The organism is Variovorax paradoxus (genome assembly GCF_009755665.1).
GTDB lineage: Bacteria > Pseudomonadota > Gammaproteobacteria > Burkholderiales > Burkholderiaceae_C > Variovorax > Variovorax paradoxus_G.
The window spans coordinates 2596249-2615403 of the sequence record NZ_CP046622.1; the positions used below are offsets into that span (position 1 = coordinate 2596249).

Consider the following 19155-nt stretch of genomic DNA (forward strand, 5'->3'; position numbering starts at 1 on the left):
ATCCGACAAATATGAGTCAATTTACGGCTTGCCCCAGATGTGGGTTCGATGACGCGGTCAAGGTCGGGCAATCTAGTCGCGGAGGCACGCTTCGATGGTACGAGAGCATAAATTGCTCCAACTGCGGCATGCATGCCGAAGTGGACGGGGAAGGCTTCCCCCCCGCGGAGATTCGTCAACGCTTGGTCGCGACCGAAGGATTATGGGTAGTTCAACTGTCGGATATGAAATCCGGAGTGATAGTCGGGAAGGTGTTGCGCGAAGCTTTAGGTCTCGACATGAAGCAGGTGTCCTCCCTAGTCAAAGGGCTGCCTGGTATTGCATACACCGGTACCAAAGGGGAGTCAGCGTGGATATTAGATCTACTACGTGCTGCAGGTGAATCGCCGCACATGAGTATGAGTGGGTCACCCATCAAGCTTTGAAGTAGTGAGGTCTCGCCTGTCATCTCAATGCATTTGGCAATGCATGGGGGATTCCATCGCGAGGGGCTAAATGGGCAGGGCTCGCAAGCCCTTCGGCCTTTTGGGAAACCGCTGTCGGGGCATGGGTCGCGTGCCTGAAGCTGCAGCAGCTGAGTCACTAGCTCGCGATGCTCAGTCGCGGCTGCTTGCCAAAACGGGGCGGCCTTGAAAAGCTTCGGGCAGTAGAAAGACCATTCAGCGCAGTCGGAAAACGCTAAACAAGGGTCGGCATCCCCGGATATGTACGTCTGAAGCCCAATCCGACTAGCCTGAGTCGGTGGGTCTATCGCACCTCTTTTTTCTTTCTCACCGTCCGTCGACGGCTCTTTCCATGTACATGACCATGCTCACGAACCACATCCGTGCGGTCAAAAGGTGGGGTGAAAAACATTCGGCGCAGTCCTCGATCGATGTCGACTCGTTTCAGATGGAGGTGAAGGCAAGGAATCGCTTCTTCACCCTGCACCCCCAATTCCGGGTTCGCATCAACGGACAGCTGGCCAACGTGAGCAAGTTCTCGAACGAGACCACGGGTTTCTTGGGCTGGCTTCCCTATCAACCGGTGCGATGGGCGCTTTCGACCGACAAGCTCCTGTTCAAGGCCTACATGGCAGAGCACGCGCTTCGCACGCCGGCTTGGTGGCTGCCGCCGGAGCAGCCCGATCAGGATTTCATCTTCAAAGGAGCCATGGGTTCCTTCGGCCTGCATATCGTCGGGCCATTTCGCGCTGACGCTGCCCAGGCGGATGAACTGGGCAGCTCCGCATCTCCGAAAGAGACCCGCTATGCCGAGCAATTCGTTCCAGGCGTCAATCTCAAGCTGTGGGTCTGGGGGCGAACCATTTTTCATGTGCACGCCCATCCATATTCGACAGTGATCGGCGATGGCACCCGTAGCGTCGATGAGCTGATTGAGCAACTCGCCCGTGCCCAGTCGCCTCAGATGCCCCGGCCTCGAGGCGATGCCGAAGCAGTAGCGGTGTCGCTCGCGTACCAAGGGTGCACCCGCGACGAGGTGCTGCCCCGCGGAAAGTCGGTGTGGCTCGACTTTCGCTATGGGCGAGGCTATGAGTCTCCACCGACCACGGAGGCGGCAGACAATGCATTACCGAATTTACCCGGTACCCTCCTGCAGCAGGCCAGGCAGGCGGTCGAGGTGCTCGCCAGCGATCTCGAAGCCCGCTTTTCCGCGCCGGTCTTGTATTCCCTGGACGGTGTTCTCGATGACAGCGGAAACGCCTGGTGGCTCGAAGTGAATTCGAATCCCACGCTGCCGCCCAGTGGTTATACCCACATCTTTTCCACGTTGTTCGGAACTCAGGCCGACACATCAGATTTTCTGGGCAGTTAGTGCCCGCCATCCGCTTCGGCACCCGTCGAAGCACACTTCAGGAGAGCTCACCGTGCAGACACTTCAAAAGATTCAACCAGCGGACGCAAGCGAAAACATGGCTTCGGCGTTTTCAAGCGCAGAAAGCAACGTGCTGCCGCTCAAGCGGGAAGCAGCAACGGCCGTTCGAGAGATTGCAACGGGCTCCCACGCCCCGGTGGTGGTGGGGAGCATCTACCTCATCGGCGATGGCACACCCGAGAATCCGCTGCGAATCAACGTACCGGCACTGACCTCGGCCATCATCAACTCGATGACGAGCGCGAACTTCATGGCGCTTCAGAACGGCATTGCTGCTTGCAACAGCGCAGGTGCCACCGGCAGCATCGGAGCGGGTGGGGATTAATTGTTCCCGAATCCGGTTCACATGGTCAGCGGCGGGATAGAGGTTTCGAAAACCACTATCCCGCCCGAACTCATCCAGAGTTGCTTTTCTGTGTTCGAGACCGAGGAGCTCGAGTTGTCGTTCGACATCTACTCGAATGTCGGCGACGAAGACAAAAGGCTGCGCAGGTCGAAGGAACTCAAGAGCCGCCAGCCCGAACGGTTCGCGCCGCTCTATCAGATGCTGGACGAATTCGTTCTTCAGTCGCTGTACACGCGCGGAGAGGGCTATTCGGGATCAGTTTCGCGGCAGCAATTCATGATCTATACCGAAGGCGCAGGGGCCGGGCTGCACGTCGACGATCAGTTCAAGCCGCCGCAGCAGTTCGGCCGCAACAAGTACGTCATGCACTTGCTCAACCAGTTTGCGGGCCTGCTGTACGTCAGCTCTGATGACCTGGAAGGCGGGGAACTGGTTTTTCCGACGCATGACGTCTCCGTGAAACCGCTGACGGGAACGCTGGTTGCGTTCCCCTCGAACTATCTTTTCCCGCATCTGGTGACGCCGGTGACAAGAGGGAAGCGAATCGCCATTGCACGGCACTACTATGTCAAAGATACGCCCGCTGTTTAACCCGTGCTTCACGGTGTCGACGCCAGACGGGCGCGACGGCATCCGGACCAGGCACCTTGCCATTGAAGACTATCGGCAGGTCATCCAGGATGCCTGGAAGGCCAACCCGAAGCCTTCGAAGACATACAACACCGACCATGGCCGCGAGCGCGGCCGCATGAGTTTCGATGTCGACATGCCGGGCAAAGAAGCGCTTGTCGAAATTGTTCGCCAGCAGGTTGAAGCACTGGCCGGCGAGTACAACTATGCGGGCCGAAACATCAGCCTCGCGTCCAGCCAGATACTGCTGTACTTCGAGGGCGCGGGCTGCCCCGTGCACTGCGACGATCAAGACCCGGCCGACAAGGACTATGGCTTGGGCACGGTCATGTTCAACTGGGCTAACCAACTGGTGGCGCTGCTCTATCTGTCCACCGAGGGCATCGACTTCGAAGGCGGCAAGCTCCACTTTCCCAACGCAAACCTGCAGATCGACGGCGTCGCCGGAAAACTGGTGACCTTCCCAGGGCACTTCAAGTACAAGCACGGCGTGACCGAGATCCGGTCTGGCGCGCGGAGCTTGTTGCAGACCACCTGGAGGTTCGATCTGTGATCACCTACGCCGAGTCCATTCAAAAGCCGGACGCTGCCATCTTCCAGGGTGCTTGCGCCTTGCCTGTCGATTCCTGCGTGGCTCACATCGAGAGCCAGTTGCTTGCCAACGAATATCGCGTGCACGAGGTCTATGGCCGCGATGGCAATTCAATCATCGATACGCGATACCGGGACAGCAAGGCCATCGTGCCCCGCCATGACGAGGAACTGGCGTTCCATATCTACGAGTCGGTCTACCAATATTTCCTGGCAAATTTTTCAGCGCATCCTTCAGACAGCCTCGTGCTCGCGCAGACCGAATTCTTCGCGTACGCGCCGGGCGTCGGTCTGAAAATGCACTCGGACGACCATGCACGTGGAGCCGACGGCAGCATTTTGAAGCTGGACGTTCAACGCGGAATCACCGCCATCCTGTATCTCAATTCAGACTTTGACGGCGGAGAGATCCACTTTCCAAAGCAGGGCCTTGAACTGCGACCGAGTACGGGAACGCTGGTCATCTTTCCGTCGAACAGAAATTTCCCGCATGAGGTGAGGCCGATCGTGCGCGGTCAGCGGTACTCGTACCAACGCATCTATGGCATTCTGAACGGACGGGCTGCAAGTTTTTTGACCACGAATGAGGCCTCCGAAGCCGCCACACGATAGATTCGTGATCACCCGGTTTGTGTATGACACGCGTTAGATGACGCCTCAGCTCAAGATTTCGCCGGCACGAGCGACGCCAATGTTCTGAGCTACCTTCGGGGGCTGTCAAAAGAGATAGTTGTCTAGGGATGCACTTCGTCGCACGCTAACGCAAATCCATGCGGGAGACGATTTCGAACAGAAGGCTGCCGCTGGGTTGATTGCGATTGTTCAGCCCCGCGGACGGCACTGTTGCTGCGGCCGGGCACTGGTTCCACTTCCATCCGGGCTCTTCAAGCGAGGCATTTCATCTCAAACAATCACGACTTGAAAGCACGGCACCCATAAAGGATCTGTCATGCAACTCGAACACCATGTCGACCGCCGCGAAGTCGGTGCTCAGACCGTCGGTACACCTGCATTTTTTCGCATGGCTGACGTGATTCGCATCACCGCATTGAGTCGTGCGACCGTGTATCGAAGAATTGCCGAAGGCAAGTTCCCGCCGCCGGTCCATATAGGAGGGCGGGCCTGCAGGTGGCCGCGCGCAGCGCTTCAGCAGTGGATTGACGATCCGGAGAGCTATTCGAACATACCTCAATCGCCAGCGCAGTGAGTGCAGTTGCCTGCGCGATCCGGTCGCCGCTAGGTCCGCACGCCCGTGAGGCAGGCGCCGGAATAGCCTCCTGTCCGCTAGCAGAGAAATGCGCCGGGCCTGGTTTCTAAGGCAGAAAAGCGATGAGCGCTCGTCGCCTCAAGCTGCCTTGAGCGCCATGACCTGCGCGCCGGCCGCAAGTTGGTCCAGATAGTCCGCCCAACGCTGCATCATGTCTTTGCGCTTGTCCATGAATTCCGCCCGGTCGTAGGCTGCACCCAGCGGGCCGCTCTTGCCGTGCGCAAGCTGCGCCTCGATCACGTCAGGCTGGATGCCATGCAGTTGCTCTGCCATGACGGTGCGGGCCATCGCGCGAAACCCGTGCGCGGTCATCTCGTCGTTGGTGTATCCAAGCCTGCGCAATGCGGCATTGACGGTGTTCTCGCTCATGGGGCGCTCTCCGGTACGGATGCTTGGGAAAACGTACCTGCCATGTCCGGTCAATGGATGCACAGCGTTCAGTGCCTCCAGTGCCTGCGTTGCCAGCGGGACGAGGTGAGGCCGGCCGTTGATCTTTTCGTGGAGCCTCCGTTTCATGTCCTGCGCCGGGATGGTGAGCATGGCCTTCTCGAAGTCGATCCAAGCCCATTCCATCGCGCGGATGTTGCCGGGCCGCTGGAAGAGGAGGGCGGACAGCAGGAGGGCGGCGCGGGTCATGGGTTGGCCGCCATACCCCTGGATCGCGCGCATCAACTCGCCGACCTTTTTCGGTTCCAGTACGGCGGCCATGCTCTTGGTGATCACAGGTCGTAGGGCGCCATGCAGATCGGGCGCCGGATTGCTTTCGCATCGACCGGTCTGGACGCCGTAGCGGAACACCTGGCCGGCGCACTGTCGCAAGGTATGCGCCGTCTCGATGACTCCACGGGCTTCGATGCGCTTGAGCGCATGCAGGAGGTCCTTCGCGCGGATCGATGCGATGGGCTGTCGCCCCAGGTAGGGAAACAGGTCCTTTTCCATGATGCGCAGCCAGCGCTCAGAATAGGACGCGCTCCAGCTGCTGGCCTTGGTGGCGTGGAATTCCCTTGCCAGCGCCTCGAAGGTGTTGGCGGCCTCGGTGGCCCGGCACTGCTTTTCCGCGCGCCTGGCAGCGCTGGGATCGACGCCTTCGGCCAGCAGTTCGCGCGCCTTGTCGCGCCGTTGCCGGGCCTTGGCGAGCGAGACTGCGGGGTAGACGCCGAGCGCGAGGGTCTTGGCCTTGCCGTGGAAGCGATAGTCCATGCGCCAGTACCTGCCCGCCGCCTTGACGCGCAGGTACATGCCGCCGCCATCGGCGTAGCGCTCGCCGATGGCGGCGCCCTTGTGCTTCACTTGCCTCACGAATGTGTCTGTCAGTGGCATGCTGATCCCCCGTGCTGTCGGTACCTGGATCCAGGCCATGTGCAGGTACCTGTAGAAGTACCGACAAATTGCGAAGATTTAATGCTATGCCCCGACGCCGCGCGAGGCAAAGAAAACCCCGCCACCCCTGTGAGAAGTGCGAGTTCTGAGTCAGCGTGAAGCTGCGAGAAATGGGGCATTGGCCTGCCCGGAGGGGATCGAACCCCCGACAACCTGCTTAGAAGGCAGGTGCTCTATCCAACTGAGCTACGGGCAGATTCCGGGCCGGACAGAGGCAGAACGAAAACACAGAAGGAATCTGGTTGCGTTTTCCCTCTGGCGCGGAAACATTGAGGGGAGGAGTTTAGCGCCTCGCGCTATGCGGTCGGTCGCACCGGAAAGCAGACGTTGCTAGCTATGTTCAGGGCGCTGCTGTTCCAAGCGCTGCTACCAGTGCATCGGCCAGGCCGCGCCCGGCGCTGCCGTCCTCATCAAGGCGCGGGTTGTAGATCGTGATCTCGAGGCCGGCCGCCTTACCGCTCGCCAAGGCAACCCGCAGCGCGGTCACCAGTTCGTTCCACAACAACCCGCCCGGCACACGAAAATCGACGGCCGGCATGAGGCCGTCGTCGAGGCAATCGGCGTCGAGATGGATGAAGAAGCCGTCCAGTTCTTCTCGCGTCAGGTGGTCGACCCGCTTTGCGCGCCGCAGCCTCGATGCCCATCGCGCGCACGGCGGGAAGGTCGATCGCCTTCAGTTCCTTGGGGAGCGGCTGGCTTCCGTACTCCTCCTGGTCCTTGTGGTCGCGATAGGCGAACGCGACAGCGTCTTCGGGGCGGACCAGGGGAGCGCGCGCTTCAATGTCGGTCAGGAGCGAAGGGCCGTAGCCGGTGACGAGAGCCAAGTCCATCGAGGCGCCTTCACCATTGGGTTCCGCCTCGGGCTGGAAGAAATCGGCGTTGCCGTCGATGAAGAAGAGGCCGTAGCGGCCGCGACGTCGAAACGCAAGCATCGACCCCAGCACGATCGTGCAATCGCCGCCCAGCACGACCGGGAATTCGCGCGCATCGAGCACCGCTTCAACCGCATCGGCGAGGCGGGGCGACCAGGCCGCAATGGCCCTGGCATTCAGGATGCCGGTTTCGGGGTCGGGCGCAGGGTCCTTCGCAGGCACTGCCAGCCGCTCGGCGCGCCGCGCATGGATGCGCTCCGCAAGACCGAGACCCAGTAGCCGCTCGGGCAATCGCTCCACGCCGTCTGTCGCCAAGCCCAGCGTGGAAGGGGCTTCGAGAATTGCATAGGGACGTGTCGGCATGGCGCCTCCGTAAGCGACGACCTCTTGCGGAGCAGTTTACTGGCCGATGCCCGGCGTGGGCAGCTGGGGCTCTTGGCTGTCAGCCCGGTCCTGCTGCGCGCGGGTGGCGAATCAAACTTGCCGCGGTCTCTTGAAGAACCAGCTGCCGATCCGGGTCGTTGCTCACATACGGGCTTGAAAGCAACTGAGCCATCAATTGATCGAAGTGATGCCTGACCCTTTCCGGGGCGGGGTGTGCCATGTACATCGCGCGCAGCATCGAAACGATCGCGCTGATCTGCGCGCCGAACACTTCGGATTCGCCGATGCGCCCTGCCGCCTCGGAAGCGATCCATTGATCTTCTAGGTTCATGTGGATGCCGCCGTTTTTCACGGCCCTGATACGGGTGGGCTGGCGCTGTTCTGTTGTCGCTTTTGGCGCAGATCAGACAATCAGCGATCAGTAAAAGTAGAACAAAGGAACTACATTTTAGCCCAAGTGGTGCTTAGAGGCACCTGCAAACCCTGCCAGCAACGTCACCGGATCGTTGGAACGGGTACTAAATCGCACCTTTGTGAACTAGTTAATGGAATGAGTTCAAAAGTTAACAATGATTAGGCCCAACCGGGCACTTGTTACATAAGCTCGCGCGCTCACGCTCGGCGCTCCGGCTCAGAGGGTTTGTTCGGCAATGCCCGGACTTCCTGCTCCTGATTGGTACAGCGCCACTCCACCGCGGCGGCGGACCAACCAGGAACATCATGAACAAAGTATTTCGGATCGTGTGGAATGACGCGCTTGCAGCGTGGACGGTCGTCTCGGAGCTGAGCCGCGGTCACGCGAAGGCCAGCAGCGCCGCCAGCACGGCAGGCGCGGCGGTGGTCCTGGCTTTGGCAACCTTGTCCATGCCCGCAGCGGCGGATTGTGTGGCCGCGGGCGCGGCCATCACATGCAGCACGGTCGGCGGAACGCAGGGCACAACGGTCGGAACCGGGCCAACCACGGCTGCCAACACCTCGGTGGATGTTCAGCCAGATGCGGAGATCAGGACGGGCAACAGCACCGCGATCAGCCTTGGCAACAATGCCGCCATCACGGTTCGCGGCGGCGCCACGGTCCAGAACATCTCCACGGGCGCAGACAGCCCATACGGTGGCAGCATCGGCGCCAATACGATCGAGTTCAACAGCAACAGCACCCTCCTCATCGAGCGGAACGCCAACGTCTTTGCCGATGGAACCGCCGGCAATTCGGAGGCCGTCAATCCGCTCGGTAGCGGCAACACGATCATCAATCACGGCACCGTGCGGTCGACCCATGCGGCGATCTGGTTCCAGGCGAACTCGGGCAACAACACCATCCTCAACACCGGCAGGATGGAAGCGGGCTATGTGGCGGGCGGCAGCAACCCCGGCACCGACACGGTGTTCGGCGCCAACGGCACCTCGGCGGTCGATTTCACCAACAAGGGCAGCGTCATCGGATCGCTCAACTTCGCCAACGGAAACGATGCCTTGCATGCCTTCACGGGCTCGTCGATCACCGGCCACATCACTGGTGGCGACGGTGCCAATCTGCTCACGCTCGAGAGCGAAGATGGCGCGGCATCGACCTTTGCGCCCCTCTCTCTGAGCGGCTTCCAGACGCTGCAGAGCAATGCCGGCATCTGGACCTTCAATGTCTCGCTGCCGGGCTCGGGCATCACCAGCACGACCGTGAATGGCGGCACCCTGATCCTGGGTGCCAACGCCAGCACCTACACGGGCAGCATGAATGTCGCAGCGGCGGGCGTCCTGCAGAGCACGGCGGAGTTCGCGCCTGGTGCGATCAGCAATGCAGGGCTGGTGCGCTTCGCCCAGCCGACCGACGCAACATACGCCGGGCTTGTCACCGGCTCCGGCGGCATCGAGAAGACCGGCGCGGGCGTGCTCACGCTGACCGCGGACCAGGCCTTCACTGGTCTCACCACCATTTCTGCGGGAACGCTGCAGCTTGGCAACGGCGGCACCTCGGGCAGCATCGTGGGCGACGTGGTGAACAACGCGACGCTGGCCGTCAACCGCTCGGATGCGCTGCTGCTCTCGGGCACCATCAGCGGCACGGGCTCGCTGGTGAAGCAAGGCGCGGGCACCACCACGCTCACAGCAGCCAACAGCTATGGCGGCGGCACCGCGCTCAAGGAAGGCCGATTGAATGTCGGCCACAACCTGGCGCTGGGCACCGGCACGCTGGCCATGGACGATGGCACCACGCTCGGCTTCGTGGCCGACGGCCTGAACCTCGCCAACGCCATTGAGCTGACCGGCAACAACGATCCGGTCATCGACACCGGCGCCTTCAGCGAAACGCTCAGCGGCAACATCAGCGGCGGCGGCTTCATCACCAAGCTGGGCAGCGGCACGCTCACGCTCTCGGGCGCCAACACCCACACCGGCGCCACCAATGTGGCTGAAGGCACGCTCAGGGCCGGTGCCACTGGCACGTTCAGCGCGGCCTCGGCACACACCGTGGCAAGCGGCGCCACGCTCGACCTGGCGGGCTTCAGCCAGACGGTCGCTTCGCTTGCCAACAGCGGCACGGTCTCGACGGTCGGCACCACTCCGGGCACCACCCTCACTGTCAACGGCGCTTACGTAGGCAGCAACGGCGTGCTGCGGCTGGGCACTTTCCTGGGCGACAGCTCCAGCGTGAGCGACCGCCTGGTGCTCGACGGCGCGGGCGCCTCGGCGAGCGGCAAGACCAGCGTGCAGATCACCCAACTCGGCGGCCTGGGCGCGCTGACCACGGGCAACGGCATCGAGGTCGTCTCGGCGCTCAATGGCGCCACCACCACCGCGCAGACGAGCAAGGACGCCTTCGCCCTGAGCGGCGGCCACGTCGACGCCGGCGCCTACGAGTACCGCCTGCATGCGGCGGACGCGAGCGGCGCCGGCGAGAACTGGTACCTGCGCTCGACGACCACGGTGACTACACCGGTCACCCCGACGACGCCCACCACCCCACCCGCGACAGGCTCGGGCGGTTCGGGCGGCACTGCGGGCACGATCACCGTGCAGGTGCCCACCTACCGCGCCGAAGTCCCGTTGCTGTCGGCACTGCCCAGCCAGCTGCGCCAGATGGACCTGACGATGATCGGCAACCTGCACCAGCGCATCGGCGACGACGACGCCAAGACCGCCAGCGCCGCCGCATCGAGCGGCAGCGAGCGCCGGGCCTGGGGCCGCGTGATCGCCGCCGACATCGACATCCGCCAGCAAGGCACCGCCAACCCGCACAGCAAGGGCAACGTCAAGGGCTTCCAGGCCGGCACTGACCTGTTCGCCACGTCGAACTGGCGCGCCGGCGTGTACGTCGGCCAGCTCGACGGGCGCATCGGCGTCAACGGCTTTGCAAGCGGCATCGCCGACCTGGCCGTCGGCTCGAACGACCTGCGCAGCCAGTACCTGGGTGCCTACGGCACCTGGACCGCCGATTCGGGCTTCTACGCCGACGCCGTGCTGCAGGCCGGACGCCACCGCTACACCGCCGAACCCCTGTCCGGGCTGCGCAGCGGGGGCAAGGGCGACAGCCTGATGGCCTCCATCGAAGTGGGCCAGGCCTTTGCGCTTGGCGCGAGCGGCTGGAAGATCGAGCCGCAGGTGCAGCTGATTCACCAGCGCCTCAGCCTGGACACCATCGCGATCTCCGGCGCGAATGTGCGGCAGGACAGCGACGACGGCTGGATCGCACGCGTCGGCGTGCGGCTGAAGGGCGAGGTGGCCACGGGCCTGGGCACGCTGCAGCCGTACGGCCGGTTCAACCTCTACAAGGCGAGCAGCGGTGCCGACGTGGCCCGCTTCATCGGGCCCGCCGGCGCGACAAACATCACGGGCCGCACCGGCTCGACGTTCAGCGAACTGGCCGGCGGCCTCACGCTGGCGCTGAACCAGACGACAAGCGTCTACGGTGAAGTGGGCAAGCTCTGGGCCTCGGGCGGCGACGCGCGGGTGAAGAGCACGGTGCAGGGCTCGCTGGGGCTGCGCATGAAGTGGTGAGCCCGTCGCTCTGTCGACATGGCGTGGCGGGTGAAGGTGACACGGAAGCGTGCCGTGGAGCGGTCTACAGGCTGGTTCCGGTCACCCGGATGGCGGTGTGCGCGTCGTTCGGGCTTTTCGACCGGCCGCGTTTCCGGGAGATGAACGGGTCTTGCCCGGTGCGTAGTCGGCAGCCTCGAGCATTCCGACCAGCCACGCAAGACCCTCGTCCCTCATCGCCGCCTCCGGAACAACCAGGTGCATGCGAAAACTGCTGAAAGGCACTGGTGGCTCGAGCAGCAGTACGTCATGGCGCTGCGCATGCAGCCTGGCAAAGCGCCGGGGCAGCATGCATGCGTAATCCGTGTCTGCCACAAGCATGAGCGCAAAAGCAAAGTTGGGTACGGTGAGCGCGGCTCTGCGCGTGCGGCCGTGCTCGGCCAACACGGTGTCGACGAACCCATGCGGATCGCCGGTATTCGACACCATCAAATGCTGCAGCGCGCAGTACCGCTCCAGCGAGAGATGGCGCGCTTGCGGATGACCTGAGCGCAGCGCCACGACGAAGTCTTCTTCATACAGAAAGCGGCGGTGAAACCGCGCCGGCACGTCCGGCGTGGGCACCACGGCGATGTCCAGAACACGCGATTCCAATTGCTCGTAGGCGGGCCGCCATGCAGGGCCCGGCAAGGTCTCTCCCGCTGCCGGCAGCAACTGCCGAACACTGAGCGCGACACCTGGCGCAGCCGATTGCAACCGAGGCAGCAGCGCTGGCAAGAGCACTGCGGACACGCCATCGGGCGCCCCTATGGTGAAGCGGCGCGTGGACGTCGACGGGTCAAAAGGCTCTGCTGAGGCCACCACGCTGCGCACCCGGGCCAGCACTTCGGCGATGGGCGCGGCCAACTCGCTGGCGCGTTCAGTGGGCACCACGCCTTTGGGCGTTCTCAGAAACAACGGATCGTTCAGCAGGTGGCGCAACCGGCCGAGGCCATGGCTTACCGCGGAAGGCGTGAGGTTCATGCGCTGCGCCGCGCGGCCGACATGGCCCTCCTGCAGAACTGCCTCGAACAGCACCAGCAGGTTCAAGTCGACTCGGGAGAGATCAATTTGATTCAGCATCTCGCTGAAATCATATCGTTGGACTCATCGCTTCGCCAAAGCGATTCTTCGTGCCGAGGCGCTCGCAACCAGCGGCAGCCCAGGCCTATGAACCGCAAAGGAAAAGATCGATGTCTCCCTCAAGAAGAGCGCTGCTGGCCGGAGCCGGCGCCGGCTTGGCCACCCTGGAGTCGACCGGCGCAGAGCCATGCTCGAAGGACTCGGGCAGCCCTCGCGACGTGGCGTTGCTGTTCAAGCTGTCCGCGGACGCGAACGATGCGCTGATGCGCGGCGACGTCGACCGATACCGTGAGCTGGTGCCGATGGCGCATGACTTTACTTTGATGTCCCCCTTTGGCGGCAAGCCGTCCAAAGGACGCACCACGGAGGCCCAATGGGAGGCGATGCGCACCTTCTTTCGCCACGGCAGGCTGTCCATGGAGTTGGTTCATGCCTACGCCGCGAAGGACATGGTGGTGCTGGCCGTGATCGAGCATGCGCAAGGCCTGGAAGTGGGCAGCTTGCCGCCGCAGGACTGGATGCTGCGGGTGACGCTGGTCTATCGGCGTGAAAACTCGCGCTGGGTATTGGCCCACCGGCATGCGGACCCGCTCGGCGCCGGCATCAGCGTGGCCGAGGCCGCAGGGCTCGCGAGAGCAAGGTGAAGATGGCCGGTCGCCAGAAACGGGTATCTACCAACGAAAATGCGAACAACCACTTGAGTGACTGTTCGCATTACGTTTTTTTTGGTCGGGGCGAAAGGATTCGAACCTTCGACCCTCTGGTCCCAAACCAGATGCGCTACCAGGCTGCGCTACACCCCGACAAGCCTTCTATTCTAGCTTGAATATCGGGTGCTCTCAGCGTTTCTCGTACTGCGTCTTGCCGAAAAGAATCTCGCGCTCCTTGTCGCCGGTGATCGGCTGGCGCAAATCGGCCAGCACTTTCACGCCGCGCTGCACGGCCGGCCGTGCGGCAATGGCGTCGAACCAGGCTTTCAGGTGCGGGTAGTCAGTGAGGGTGATGCCCTGTTTGTCCCAGCTGCGCAGCCACGGGAAGATGGCGATGTCGGCAATCGAATAAGTCTTGCCGGCAATGAACTTGTTCTTCGACAACTGCTTGTCGATCACCCCGTAGATCCGCTTGGCTTCGTTGCTGTAGCGCTCGATGGCGTAGCTGATCTTTTCAGGCGCATACATCCGAAAGTGATGAGCCTGCCCGAGCATGGGGCCGACTCCGCCCATCTGGAACATGAGCCATTGCAGCACGTCGTAGCGTTCACGGTCTGACTTGGGCAGCAGCTTGCCGGTCTTGCCCGCCAGGTACACGAGGATGGCGCCCGATTCGAAAAGAGAGATCGGCTTTCCGTCCGGGCCGTCGGGGTCGGTGATCGCGGGAATCTTGTTGTTCGGACTGATCTGCAGGAAGTCGGGCGCGAACTGGTCGCCTTTGCCAATGTTGATCGGACGGGCGTTGTACGGCAGGCCGCACTCCTCCAGCATGATGTGAATCTTGTGGCCGTTGGGCGTGGGCCAGGAATAAACCTCGATAGGCGATGCAGGCATGTCTCGGGGCTCCGGTATGCGGGTTGTAATTTGCGGGTTGTGATTCGAGGCAGGCAGCATATACGCGGCCACTCAATTGCGTGCAGCGCCGGGAATTGCAGTGCGCCGCGTACCGCCTTGCGAAGCCGCTCAGGCGACGGCCGAGTTGGACGACAGGTGCTGGTGAATCAATGCCACCACGGCAGCCCCTTCGCCGATGGCGCCGCCCACCCGCTTGACCGAGCCCGAGCGCACGTCGCCCACGGCAAACACCCCTTGCACGCTCGATTCAAGCGCGGTGGAGGGCCGTGCCGGAAAGCCGCTGCTCGCCGCGGTGCCTGTCAGCACAAAGCCGTGCTTGTCGACCGAAACCCCGCAGCCCTCCAGCCAACTGGTTTCAGGCTCGGCGCCAACGAAGAGAAAGATGTTGCGGGCCGCGCAGTCGTGTTCTTCGCCGGTGGTCTGGCAGCGCCACCTGGCGCCGGTAAGGCCTTCGTCGGAGCCGCCGTTCAGCTTGACCAGCTGGGTGTGCGGATGCAGTTCGATGTTGGGCGTGGCCTCGATGCGGTCGATGAGGTAGCGCGACATGCTGGCCGCAAGCGAAGGGCCGCGCACCAGCACATTGACCTTGGCTGCATGGCGCGACAAGAATACCGCCGCTTGTCCGGCAGAGTTGCCGCCGCCGACAAGCGCCACCTCTTGCTGCGAGCAGAGCTTTGCTTCGATGGCCGACGCCCAGTACCAGACGCCCCGGCCTTCGAATTCGGACAGCCGCGGCACATCCGGTCGCCGGTAGCGCGCGCCGCTGGCAATCACCACGGTGCGCGCATTGATGGTGCGGCCATCGGCAAGCGCTATGCGCAGGCTGCCCATCGGGTTGTTGCGCGTGCAGTCCAGCGATGTGACCTTCACAGGAATGAGCATCTCGACGCCAAATTTCTGGGCCTGCACGAAAGCCCGGCCCGCGAGGGCCTGCCCCGAGATGCCTGTGGGAAAGCCAAGGTAGTTCTCGATGCGCGCGCTGGCGCCGGCCTGGCCGCCGAAGGCGCGGCAATCGAGCACGATCACGTGCAGGCCTTCGGAGGCCGCATAAACCGCGGTGGCCAGGCCGGCGGGGCCGGCACCCACTACGGCCACGTCGAACAACTCGTCGCGCTCGGCGGTGTCCACCATGCCGAGGCAGCGGGCCAATGCATCTTCGGCCGGGTTGACCAGCACCGAGCCGTCGGGGCACACCGCCAGCAGCTTGCAGGTGCCGTACTGCTCGAGCAGCGCCGCGGCGTCGGGATCTTCCGCCGCATCGACCAGGTGATAGGGATGGCCGTTGCGGCGCAGAAAGTTCTCGAGCCGCGCCATGTCGGGCGACTCGGGCTTGCCGATGAGCACCGGTCCGCTTGCGCCTGATTCGATCAACGCCACGCGCCGCAAAATCAGCGCGCGGGTGATGCGTTCGCCAAGGTCCGCTTCGGCCACGAGCAAGGCGCGCAATTGCGCAGGCGGCACCACCAGCGCTTCGACTTCTTCGTCGGCATGGCCGTCGACAAGGGCAGGGCGGCCGCTCAGCTGGCCCACCTCGGCAAGGAACTCGCCCGGCCCCTGGCGAACGATGGGCACCACATGCCCGAGGCCGTCGCGCTGGGTGATGGCGACCACGCCCTTCAGCAGCACGAACATGCCCGGGCCTGTTTCTCCGGCGGTGAAGAGCCTTTCCCCGCGCGCAAATCGCTGCACCGTTCCGAAGCGTGCAATGCGCGCAATCTCGGCGTCGCTGAGAACGGGAAAGGTCTGGTGAAGGCGGTTGTCGAAATTGCTGCTTGCGTCTGTGGCCATTTAAAGAAACTCCAGTGTCGCGACCCACCGCATTAGACAGCCTGGCGGGCCGAATGGGGCAGCCCCGGAATGGGCGCCAACACGCTGTAACACCGTCATGCAAATGCAATGCCACTGACATGCCGGTTTCACCGCGAGTGCAGAGACTCCATCGGCAGAAAGGGTTCCCAATGAAAGAACTGCCCAATCCGACGTTTCCGCTGTCGCAGATCGGACTGCGCGCCGCCTTGTGGCCCGTCCCTGCCATTGCAAACGCTGCGCGCACGTCGGTTCCCGAGGCGCCCGCCACGGTTCTGGTGCCGCCGGTCGTCGATGCCAAGCAGGGCATCTCGGTGAGCTGGGCACGCCACCTCGACGACGTGCGCGCCGCGCAGCGCCTGCGCTATGAAGTGTTCGTCGGCGAAATGGGCGCGCGTGTGAGCACGCCGGTGGCGGGACACGACATCGACCTGTTCGACGACTTCTGCGAGCACCTGCTGGTGCGCGACGAACTCACGCAGCAAGTAATTGGCACCTACCGCGTGCTCACCCCGGCCCAGGCCCGGCGCGTGGGCAGCACCTACAGCGACACCGAGTTCGACCTGACCCGGCTGCGCGACCTGCGCGAGCGCATGGTGGAGCTGGGTCGCAGCTGCGTGCATCCCGATCATCGGCAGGGCGGGGTCATTCTTGCGCTGTGGGGCGCGCTGGCCGGCTTCATGCACCGCAACAAGCTCGACACAATGATCGGCTGCGCGAGCATTCCCATGTCACACAACGGCGTGACCAACGGCGACGCGGCGGCCAGCATCTGGCGCCAGCTGTCGGCCAGCCACATGGCGCCGATCCAATACCAGGTGCAGCCGAGACTGCCGCTGCCGGTCGAGCGCCTGGACAGCGCGCTCGACGTCGAGCCACCGGCGCTTATCAAGGGCTACCTGCGCCTGGGCGCCAAGGTGCTGGGCGCTCCGGCATGGGACCCGGATTTCAACACCGCGGACCTGCCGATGCTGATGCGCATCGACGACTTGCCGGCGCGCTACCGCAAGCATTTTCTGGGCGCATGAAACCAGCGGTCGCCCGGCCCGCCGCCAGGCCATCTGCTTCTTCGCCCGGTTCGGGAGAGTCGGGCGCTGGCGCCCCAGCGTCACAGGAGCGTCACGGAATCGTCACAAACAAGGACGAGACTGTCATATTTCCGCCTACGTGTGCTCCCGTGCCCCTTGCCCCAGAATCAGTGCCCATGCAACCTGCCACCGCTGACCGGACACTTGCGGCCGGGGCATCGGCGCTCACGCTGCTCGACCGCGACCACAGCATCCTGTCTTTCAATGAGCGCGTGCTCGATTGGGCCCACCGGCCCGAGGTGCCGCTCATCGAGCGCCTTCAATACCTGTGCATCGTTTCATCGAACCTCGACGAGTTCTTTGAAGTCCGCGCCGCGCCGCACCTGATTGCCAATAGCGCCAGCGATCAGAAGGGCACCTACACCACCGAGTCGTTCGAGCGCCTGTCCGAAGCTGCCCACACGCTGGTAGGCCGCCAGTACGCGCTGTACAACGACGAGCTGATGCCCACGTTTGCCAAGCACGGCATCCACATCATTTCGCACGGCGAGCGCAATGCGGCGCAGCGCAAATGGGTTAGCGAATATTTCGAGCGTGAAGTGCGCCCGTTGCTGATTCCGGTCGGGCTCGATCCGGCACACCCGTTTCCGCAGGTGGCCAACAAGTCGCTCAACTTCATCGTGCGGCTTGGCGGCAAGGACGCATTCGGGCGCGAAAACCCGATCCAGATCGTCAAGGTGCCGCGCGTGCTGCCGCGCGTCATTCGCATGCCGGCCAAGGTGTCCGACGGCAAGACGCTGTTCGTGGCGCTTTCAAGCGTGGTGCGCGCGCATTTGTCGAGCATGTTCCCGGGCCGCGAGGTGGGTGACTTTTCGCAGTTCCGCGTCACACGGCATTCGGATCTTGCGGTCGACGAGGAAGACGTCAAGAACCTGCGTACCGCCTTGCGCCAAGGGCTGCAGCACCGCCACTACGGCCAGGCCGTGCGGCTCGAGGTGTCTGCCAGCTGCGCCGAGTCGCTCGCGAGTTTTCTGCTGGCGCAGTTCAACCTGCCTCCGCAGGCGCTCTACCGTGTGCACGGCCCAGTCAACCTGGCGCGGCTCACCCAGCTCATCGACCTGCTGGACGAACCGCAACTGCGCTTTCCACCGTACTCCGCTTCGTACCCGGTCACGCTGTCTCCCGCGCAGTCGTTCTTCGAGCGGCTGCAGCGCGGCGACGTGCTGATCCACCAGCCCTTCGAAAGCTTCGACGGCGTTCTCGCTTTTTTACGAGAGGCCGTGCAAGACCCGCAGGTGCTGGCCATCAAGCAGACCATCTACCGCACCGGCGCCGATTCGGAGCTGATGGACCTGCTGCGCGAAGCCGTGCGCCGCGGCAAGGAAGTGACAGTGGTGGTGGAGCTCAAGGCGCGCTTCGACGAAGAGGCCAACATCAACTGGGCCGAAATGCTCGAGTCGATTGGCGCGCAAGTGGTGTACGGCGTGGTGGGCCTGAAGACCCACGCCAAGATGCTGCTGGTGACGCGCCGCGAAGGCAAGCAGATGCGCCGCTACGGCCATCTTTCCACCGGCAACTACAACCCGCGCACCGCCAAGCTCTACACCGACATCAGCCACCTGACGGCCGATCCGTTGCTGACGGCCGACATGGAGGCGGTGTTCGTGCACCTGGCAAGCCAGAGCCGCCTGCCCAAGCTCAACCGCATGTGGCTGGCGCCGTTCGACCTGCACAAGAACCTCATTGCGCAAATCGACGCCTTGGGCCTGGCAGCCGCAACCGGCGAGACCACGCGCATCGTCGCCAAGATGAACGCGTTGACCGACGACCAGCTGGTTGCCGCGCTCATGCGCGCGGGGCAGAAGGGCGTGAAGATCGACCTCATCGTGCGCGGCGCCTGCACCTTGCCGGCGCAAGTGCCGGGGCTGACCGGCAACATCCGGGTGCGCTCGGTGATCGGGCGTTTCCTGGAGCATTCGCGGGTCTTCTACTTCCGCAGCGGCGAGGAAGAGTCGCTTTACCTCTCGAGCGCCGACTGGATGAACCGCAACATGATGCGGCGCGTGGAACTGGCCTGGCCGGTCACCGATCCGAGCCTTCGCCAGCGCCTGATCGACGAATGCCTGGTGGCCTACCTGCACGACGGCCGCGACGCATGGGACCTTGGCGGCGATGGCATCTACACGCGCGTCGACCACGACACCCATCGCGGCGAGGCGGGTGCTTCGCGCGCCATCGAGGCGCACGGCGCGCAGACCGCGCTCATGAACCGATATGCATCGCGAGGGCATCACCCCGATGCAACCAGCAACTGACC

Annotated in this window: 16 protein-coding genes, 2 tRNA genes and 1 pseudogene; 10 read left to right on the plus strand and 9 right to left on the minus strand. The window is 63.4% G+C overall.

The genetic code is table 11. The features are described 5' to 3' along the window. Positions 1-807 precede the first annotated feature (807 nt). From GOQ09_RS12040 to GOQ09_RS12065, 6 genes are all read left to right on the plus strand, one after another. Positions 808-1815, plus strand: a complete 1008-nt coding sequence (locus GOQ09_RS12040) for a hypothetical protein (protein WP_157613627.1) — start codon at positions 808-810, stop codon at positions 1813-1815. Positions 1816-1867: 52 nt separating this feature from the next. Continuing rightward, positions 1868-2200: a hypothetical protein gene (locus GOQ09_RS12045; protein ID WP_157613628.1), complete on the plus strand. Its 333-nt coding sequence runs from the start codon at positions 1868-1870 to the stop codon at positions 2198-2200. Positions 2201-2221: 21 nt separating this feature from the next. Beyond that, the gene (locus GOQ09_RS12050) at positions 2222-2812 is read left to right on the plus strand and encodes a 2OG-Fe(II) oxygenase (RefSeq protein ID WP_157613629.1); all 591 of its coding nucleotides are present in this window, start codon (positions 2222-2224) and stop codon (positions 2810-2812) included. Positions 2813-2825: 13 nt separating this feature from the next. Next, positions 2826-3404 (plus strand): hypothetical protein, encoded by a 579-nt coding sequence (locus GOQ09_RS12055; RefSeq protein WP_157613630.1) that lies wholly within the window; start codon positions 2826-2828, stop codon positions 3402-3404. Continuing rightward, positions 3401-4054 (plus strand): 2OG-Fe(II) oxygenase, encoded by a 654-nt coding sequence (locus GOQ09_RS12060; protein ID WP_157613631.1) that lies wholly within the window; start codon positions 3401-3403, stop codon positions 4052-4054. Before GOQ09_RS12055 ends, GOQ09_RS12060 begins: the two co-directional genes overlap by 4 nt. 337 nt (positions 4055-4391) lie before the next feature. After that, positions 4392-4649 carry a helix-turn-helix transcriptional regulator gene (locus GOQ09_RS12065; RefSeq protein WP_157613632.1) on the plus strand — a complete coding sequence of 86 codons (258 nt, stop codon included), beginning with the start codon at positions 4392-4394 and terminating at the stop codon, positions 4647-4649. Between the two features lie 138 nt (positions 4650-4787). On the opposite strand, the gene GOQ09_RS12070 is transcribed toward GOQ09_RS12065, so the two are convergent. The 5 genes and pseudogenes from GOQ09_RS12070 to GOQ09_RS12085 all read right to left on the minus strand — a co-directional run bounded on the left by GOQ09_RS12070 (position 4788) and on the right by GOQ09_RS12085 (position 7676). Continuing rightward, positions 4788-6029 carry a tyrosine-type recombinase/integrase gene (locus GOQ09_RS12070; RefSeq protein WP_157616681.1) on the minus strand — a complete coding sequence of 414 codons (1242 nt, stop codon included), beginning with the start codon at positions 6027-6029 and terminating at the stop codon, positions 4788-4790. Between the two features lie 179 nt (positions 6030-6208). Beyond that, positions 6209-6285, minus strand: a tRNA-Arg gene (locus GOQ09_RS12075). 144 nt (positions 6286-6429) lie between these two features. Then, on the minus strand, positions 6430-6720 hold the full coding sequence (locus GOQ09_RS26500) for an arginase family protein (protein ID WP_347563379.1): 291 nt from the start codon (positions 6718-6720) through the stop codon (positions 6430-6432). 43 nt (positions 6721-6763) lie between these two features. Beyond that, positions 6764-7324, minus strand: a pseudogene (locus GOQ09_RS26505) (arginase family protein); the annotation flags it as partial. Between the two features lie 79 nt (positions 7325-7403). Beyond that, positions 7404-7676, minus strand: a complete 273-nt coding sequence (locus GOQ09_RS12085) for a hypothetical protein (protein ID WP_157613633.1) — start codon at positions 7674-7676, stop codon at positions 7404-7406. A gap of 389 nt (positions 7677-8065) precedes the next feature. Here GOQ09_RS12085 and GOQ09_RS12090 point away from each other — a divergent pair, with 389 nt between their 5' ends. Then, positions 8066-11338 (plus strand): autotransporter outer membrane beta-barrel domain-containing protein, encoded by a 3273-nt coding sequence (locus GOQ09_RS12090; RefSeq protein WP_157613634.1) that lies wholly within the window; start codon positions 8066-8068, stop codon positions 11336-11338. Between the two features lie 81 nt (positions 11339-11419). Here the strand turns inward: GOQ09_RS12090 and GOQ09_RS12095 are convergent, their stop codons facing one another. After that, positions 11420-12406: a LysR family transcriptional regulator gene (locus GOQ09_RS12095; protein ID WP_207309950.1), complete on the minus strand. Its 987-nt coding sequence runs from the start codon at positions 12404-12406 to the stop codon at positions 11420-11422. Between the two features lie 143 nt (positions 12407-12549). Between GOQ09_RS12095 and GOQ09_RS12100 the strand changes: the two genes are divergently transcribed. Continuing rightward, positions 12550-13083 (plus strand): YybH family protein, encoded by a 534-nt coding sequence (locus tag GOQ09_RS12100; RefSeq protein ID WP_157613636.1) that lies wholly within the window; start codon positions 12550-12552, stop codon positions 13081-13083. A gap of 82 nt (positions 13084-13165) precedes the next feature. On the opposite strand, the gene GOQ09_RS12105 is transcribed toward GOQ09_RS12100, so the two are convergent. The 3 genes from GOQ09_RS12105 to GOQ09_RS12115 all read right to left on the minus strand — a co-directional run bounded on the left by GOQ09_RS12105 (position 13166) and on the right by GOQ09_RS12115 (position 15792). Next, positions 13166-13242 (minus strand) — tRNA-Pro (locus GOQ09_RS12105). Between the two features lie 36 nt (positions 13243-13278). Continuing rightward, positions 13279-13983 carry a glutathione binding-like protein gene (locus tag GOQ09_RS12110; RefSeq protein WP_157613637.1) on the minus strand — a complete coding sequence of 235 codons (705 nt, stop codon included), beginning with the start codon at positions 13981-13983 and terminating at the stop codon, positions 13279-13281. Positions 13984-14112: 129 nt separating this feature from the next. Continuing rightward, positions 14113-15792: an FAD-dependent oxidoreductase gene (locus tag GOQ09_RS12115; protein WP_157613638.1), complete on the minus strand. Its 1680-nt coding sequence runs from the start codon at positions 15790-15792 to the stop codon at positions 14113-14115. 170 nt (positions 15793-15962) lie between these two features. On the opposite strand from GOQ09_RS12115, the gene GOQ09_RS12120 reads away from it, so the two are divergent. Next, positions 15963-16838: a GNAT family N-acetyltransferase gene (locus GOQ09_RS12120; protein WP_157613639.1), complete on the plus strand. Its 876-nt coding sequence runs from the start codon at positions 15963-15965 to the stop codon at positions 16836-16838. After that, positions 16835-19153, plus strand: coding sequence for a polyphosphate kinase 1 (gene ppk1, locus GOQ09_RS12125; RefSeq protein WP_157613640.1), 2319 nt, complete (start codon positions 16835-16837; stop codon positions 19151-19153). The genes GOQ09_RS12120 and ppk1 overlap by 4 nt, the downstream gene beginning before the upstream one ends. Positions 19154-19155: the final 2 nt, after the last annotated feature.

What these genes read in the sequence shown, in the direction of transcription:
- GOQ09_RS12040 (WP_157613627.1), top strand. Translation starts at nt 808, where the DNA reads ATGCTCACGAACCACATCCGTGCGGTCAAAAGGTGGGGTGAAAAACAT.
- GOQ09_RS12050 (WP_157613629.1), top strand. Translation starts at nt 2,222, where the DNA reads ATGGTCAGCGGCGGGATAGAGGTTTCGAAAACCACTATCCCGCCCGAA.
- GOQ09_RS12065 (WP_157613632.1), top strand. Translation starts at nt 4,392, where the DNA reads ATGCAACTCGAACACCATGTCGACCGCCGCGAAGTCGGTGCTCAGACC.
- GOQ09_RS12070 (WP_157616681.1), bottom strand. Translation starts at nt 6,029, where the DNA reads ATGCCACTGACAGACACATTCGTGAGGCAAGTGAAGCACAAGGGCGCC.
- GOQ09_RS12085 (WP_157613633.1), bottom strand. Translation starts at nt 7,676, where the DNA reads ATGAACCTAGAAGATCAATGGATCGCTTCCGAGGCGGCAGGGCGCATC.
- GOQ09_RS12090 (WP_157613634.1), top strand. Translation starts at nt 8,066, where the DNA reads ATGAACAAAGTATTTCGGATCGTGTGGAATGACGCGCTTGCAGCGTGG.
- GOQ09_RS12100 (WP_157613636.1), top strand. Translation starts at nt 12,550, where the DNA reads ATGTCTCCCTCAAGAAGAGCGCTGCTGGCCGGAGCCGGCGCCGGCTTG.
- GOQ09_RS12110 (WP_157613637.1), bottom strand. Translation starts at nt 13,983, where the DNA reads ATGCCTGCATCGCCTATCGAGGTTTATTCCTGGCCCACGCCCAACGGC.
- GOQ09_RS12115 (WP_157613638.1), bottom strand. Translation starts at nt 15,792, where the DNA reads ATGGCCACAGACGCAAGCAGCAATTTCGACAACCGCCTTCACCAGACC.
- GOQ09_RS12120 (WP_157613639.1), top strand. Translation starts at nt 15,963, where the DNA reads ATGAAAGAACTGCCCAATCCGACGTTTCCGCTGTCGCAGATCGGACTG.
- ppk1 (WP_157613640.1), top strand. Translation starts at nt 16,835, where the DNA reads ATGAAACCAGCGGTCGCCCGGCCCGCCGCCAGGCCATCTGCTTCTTCG.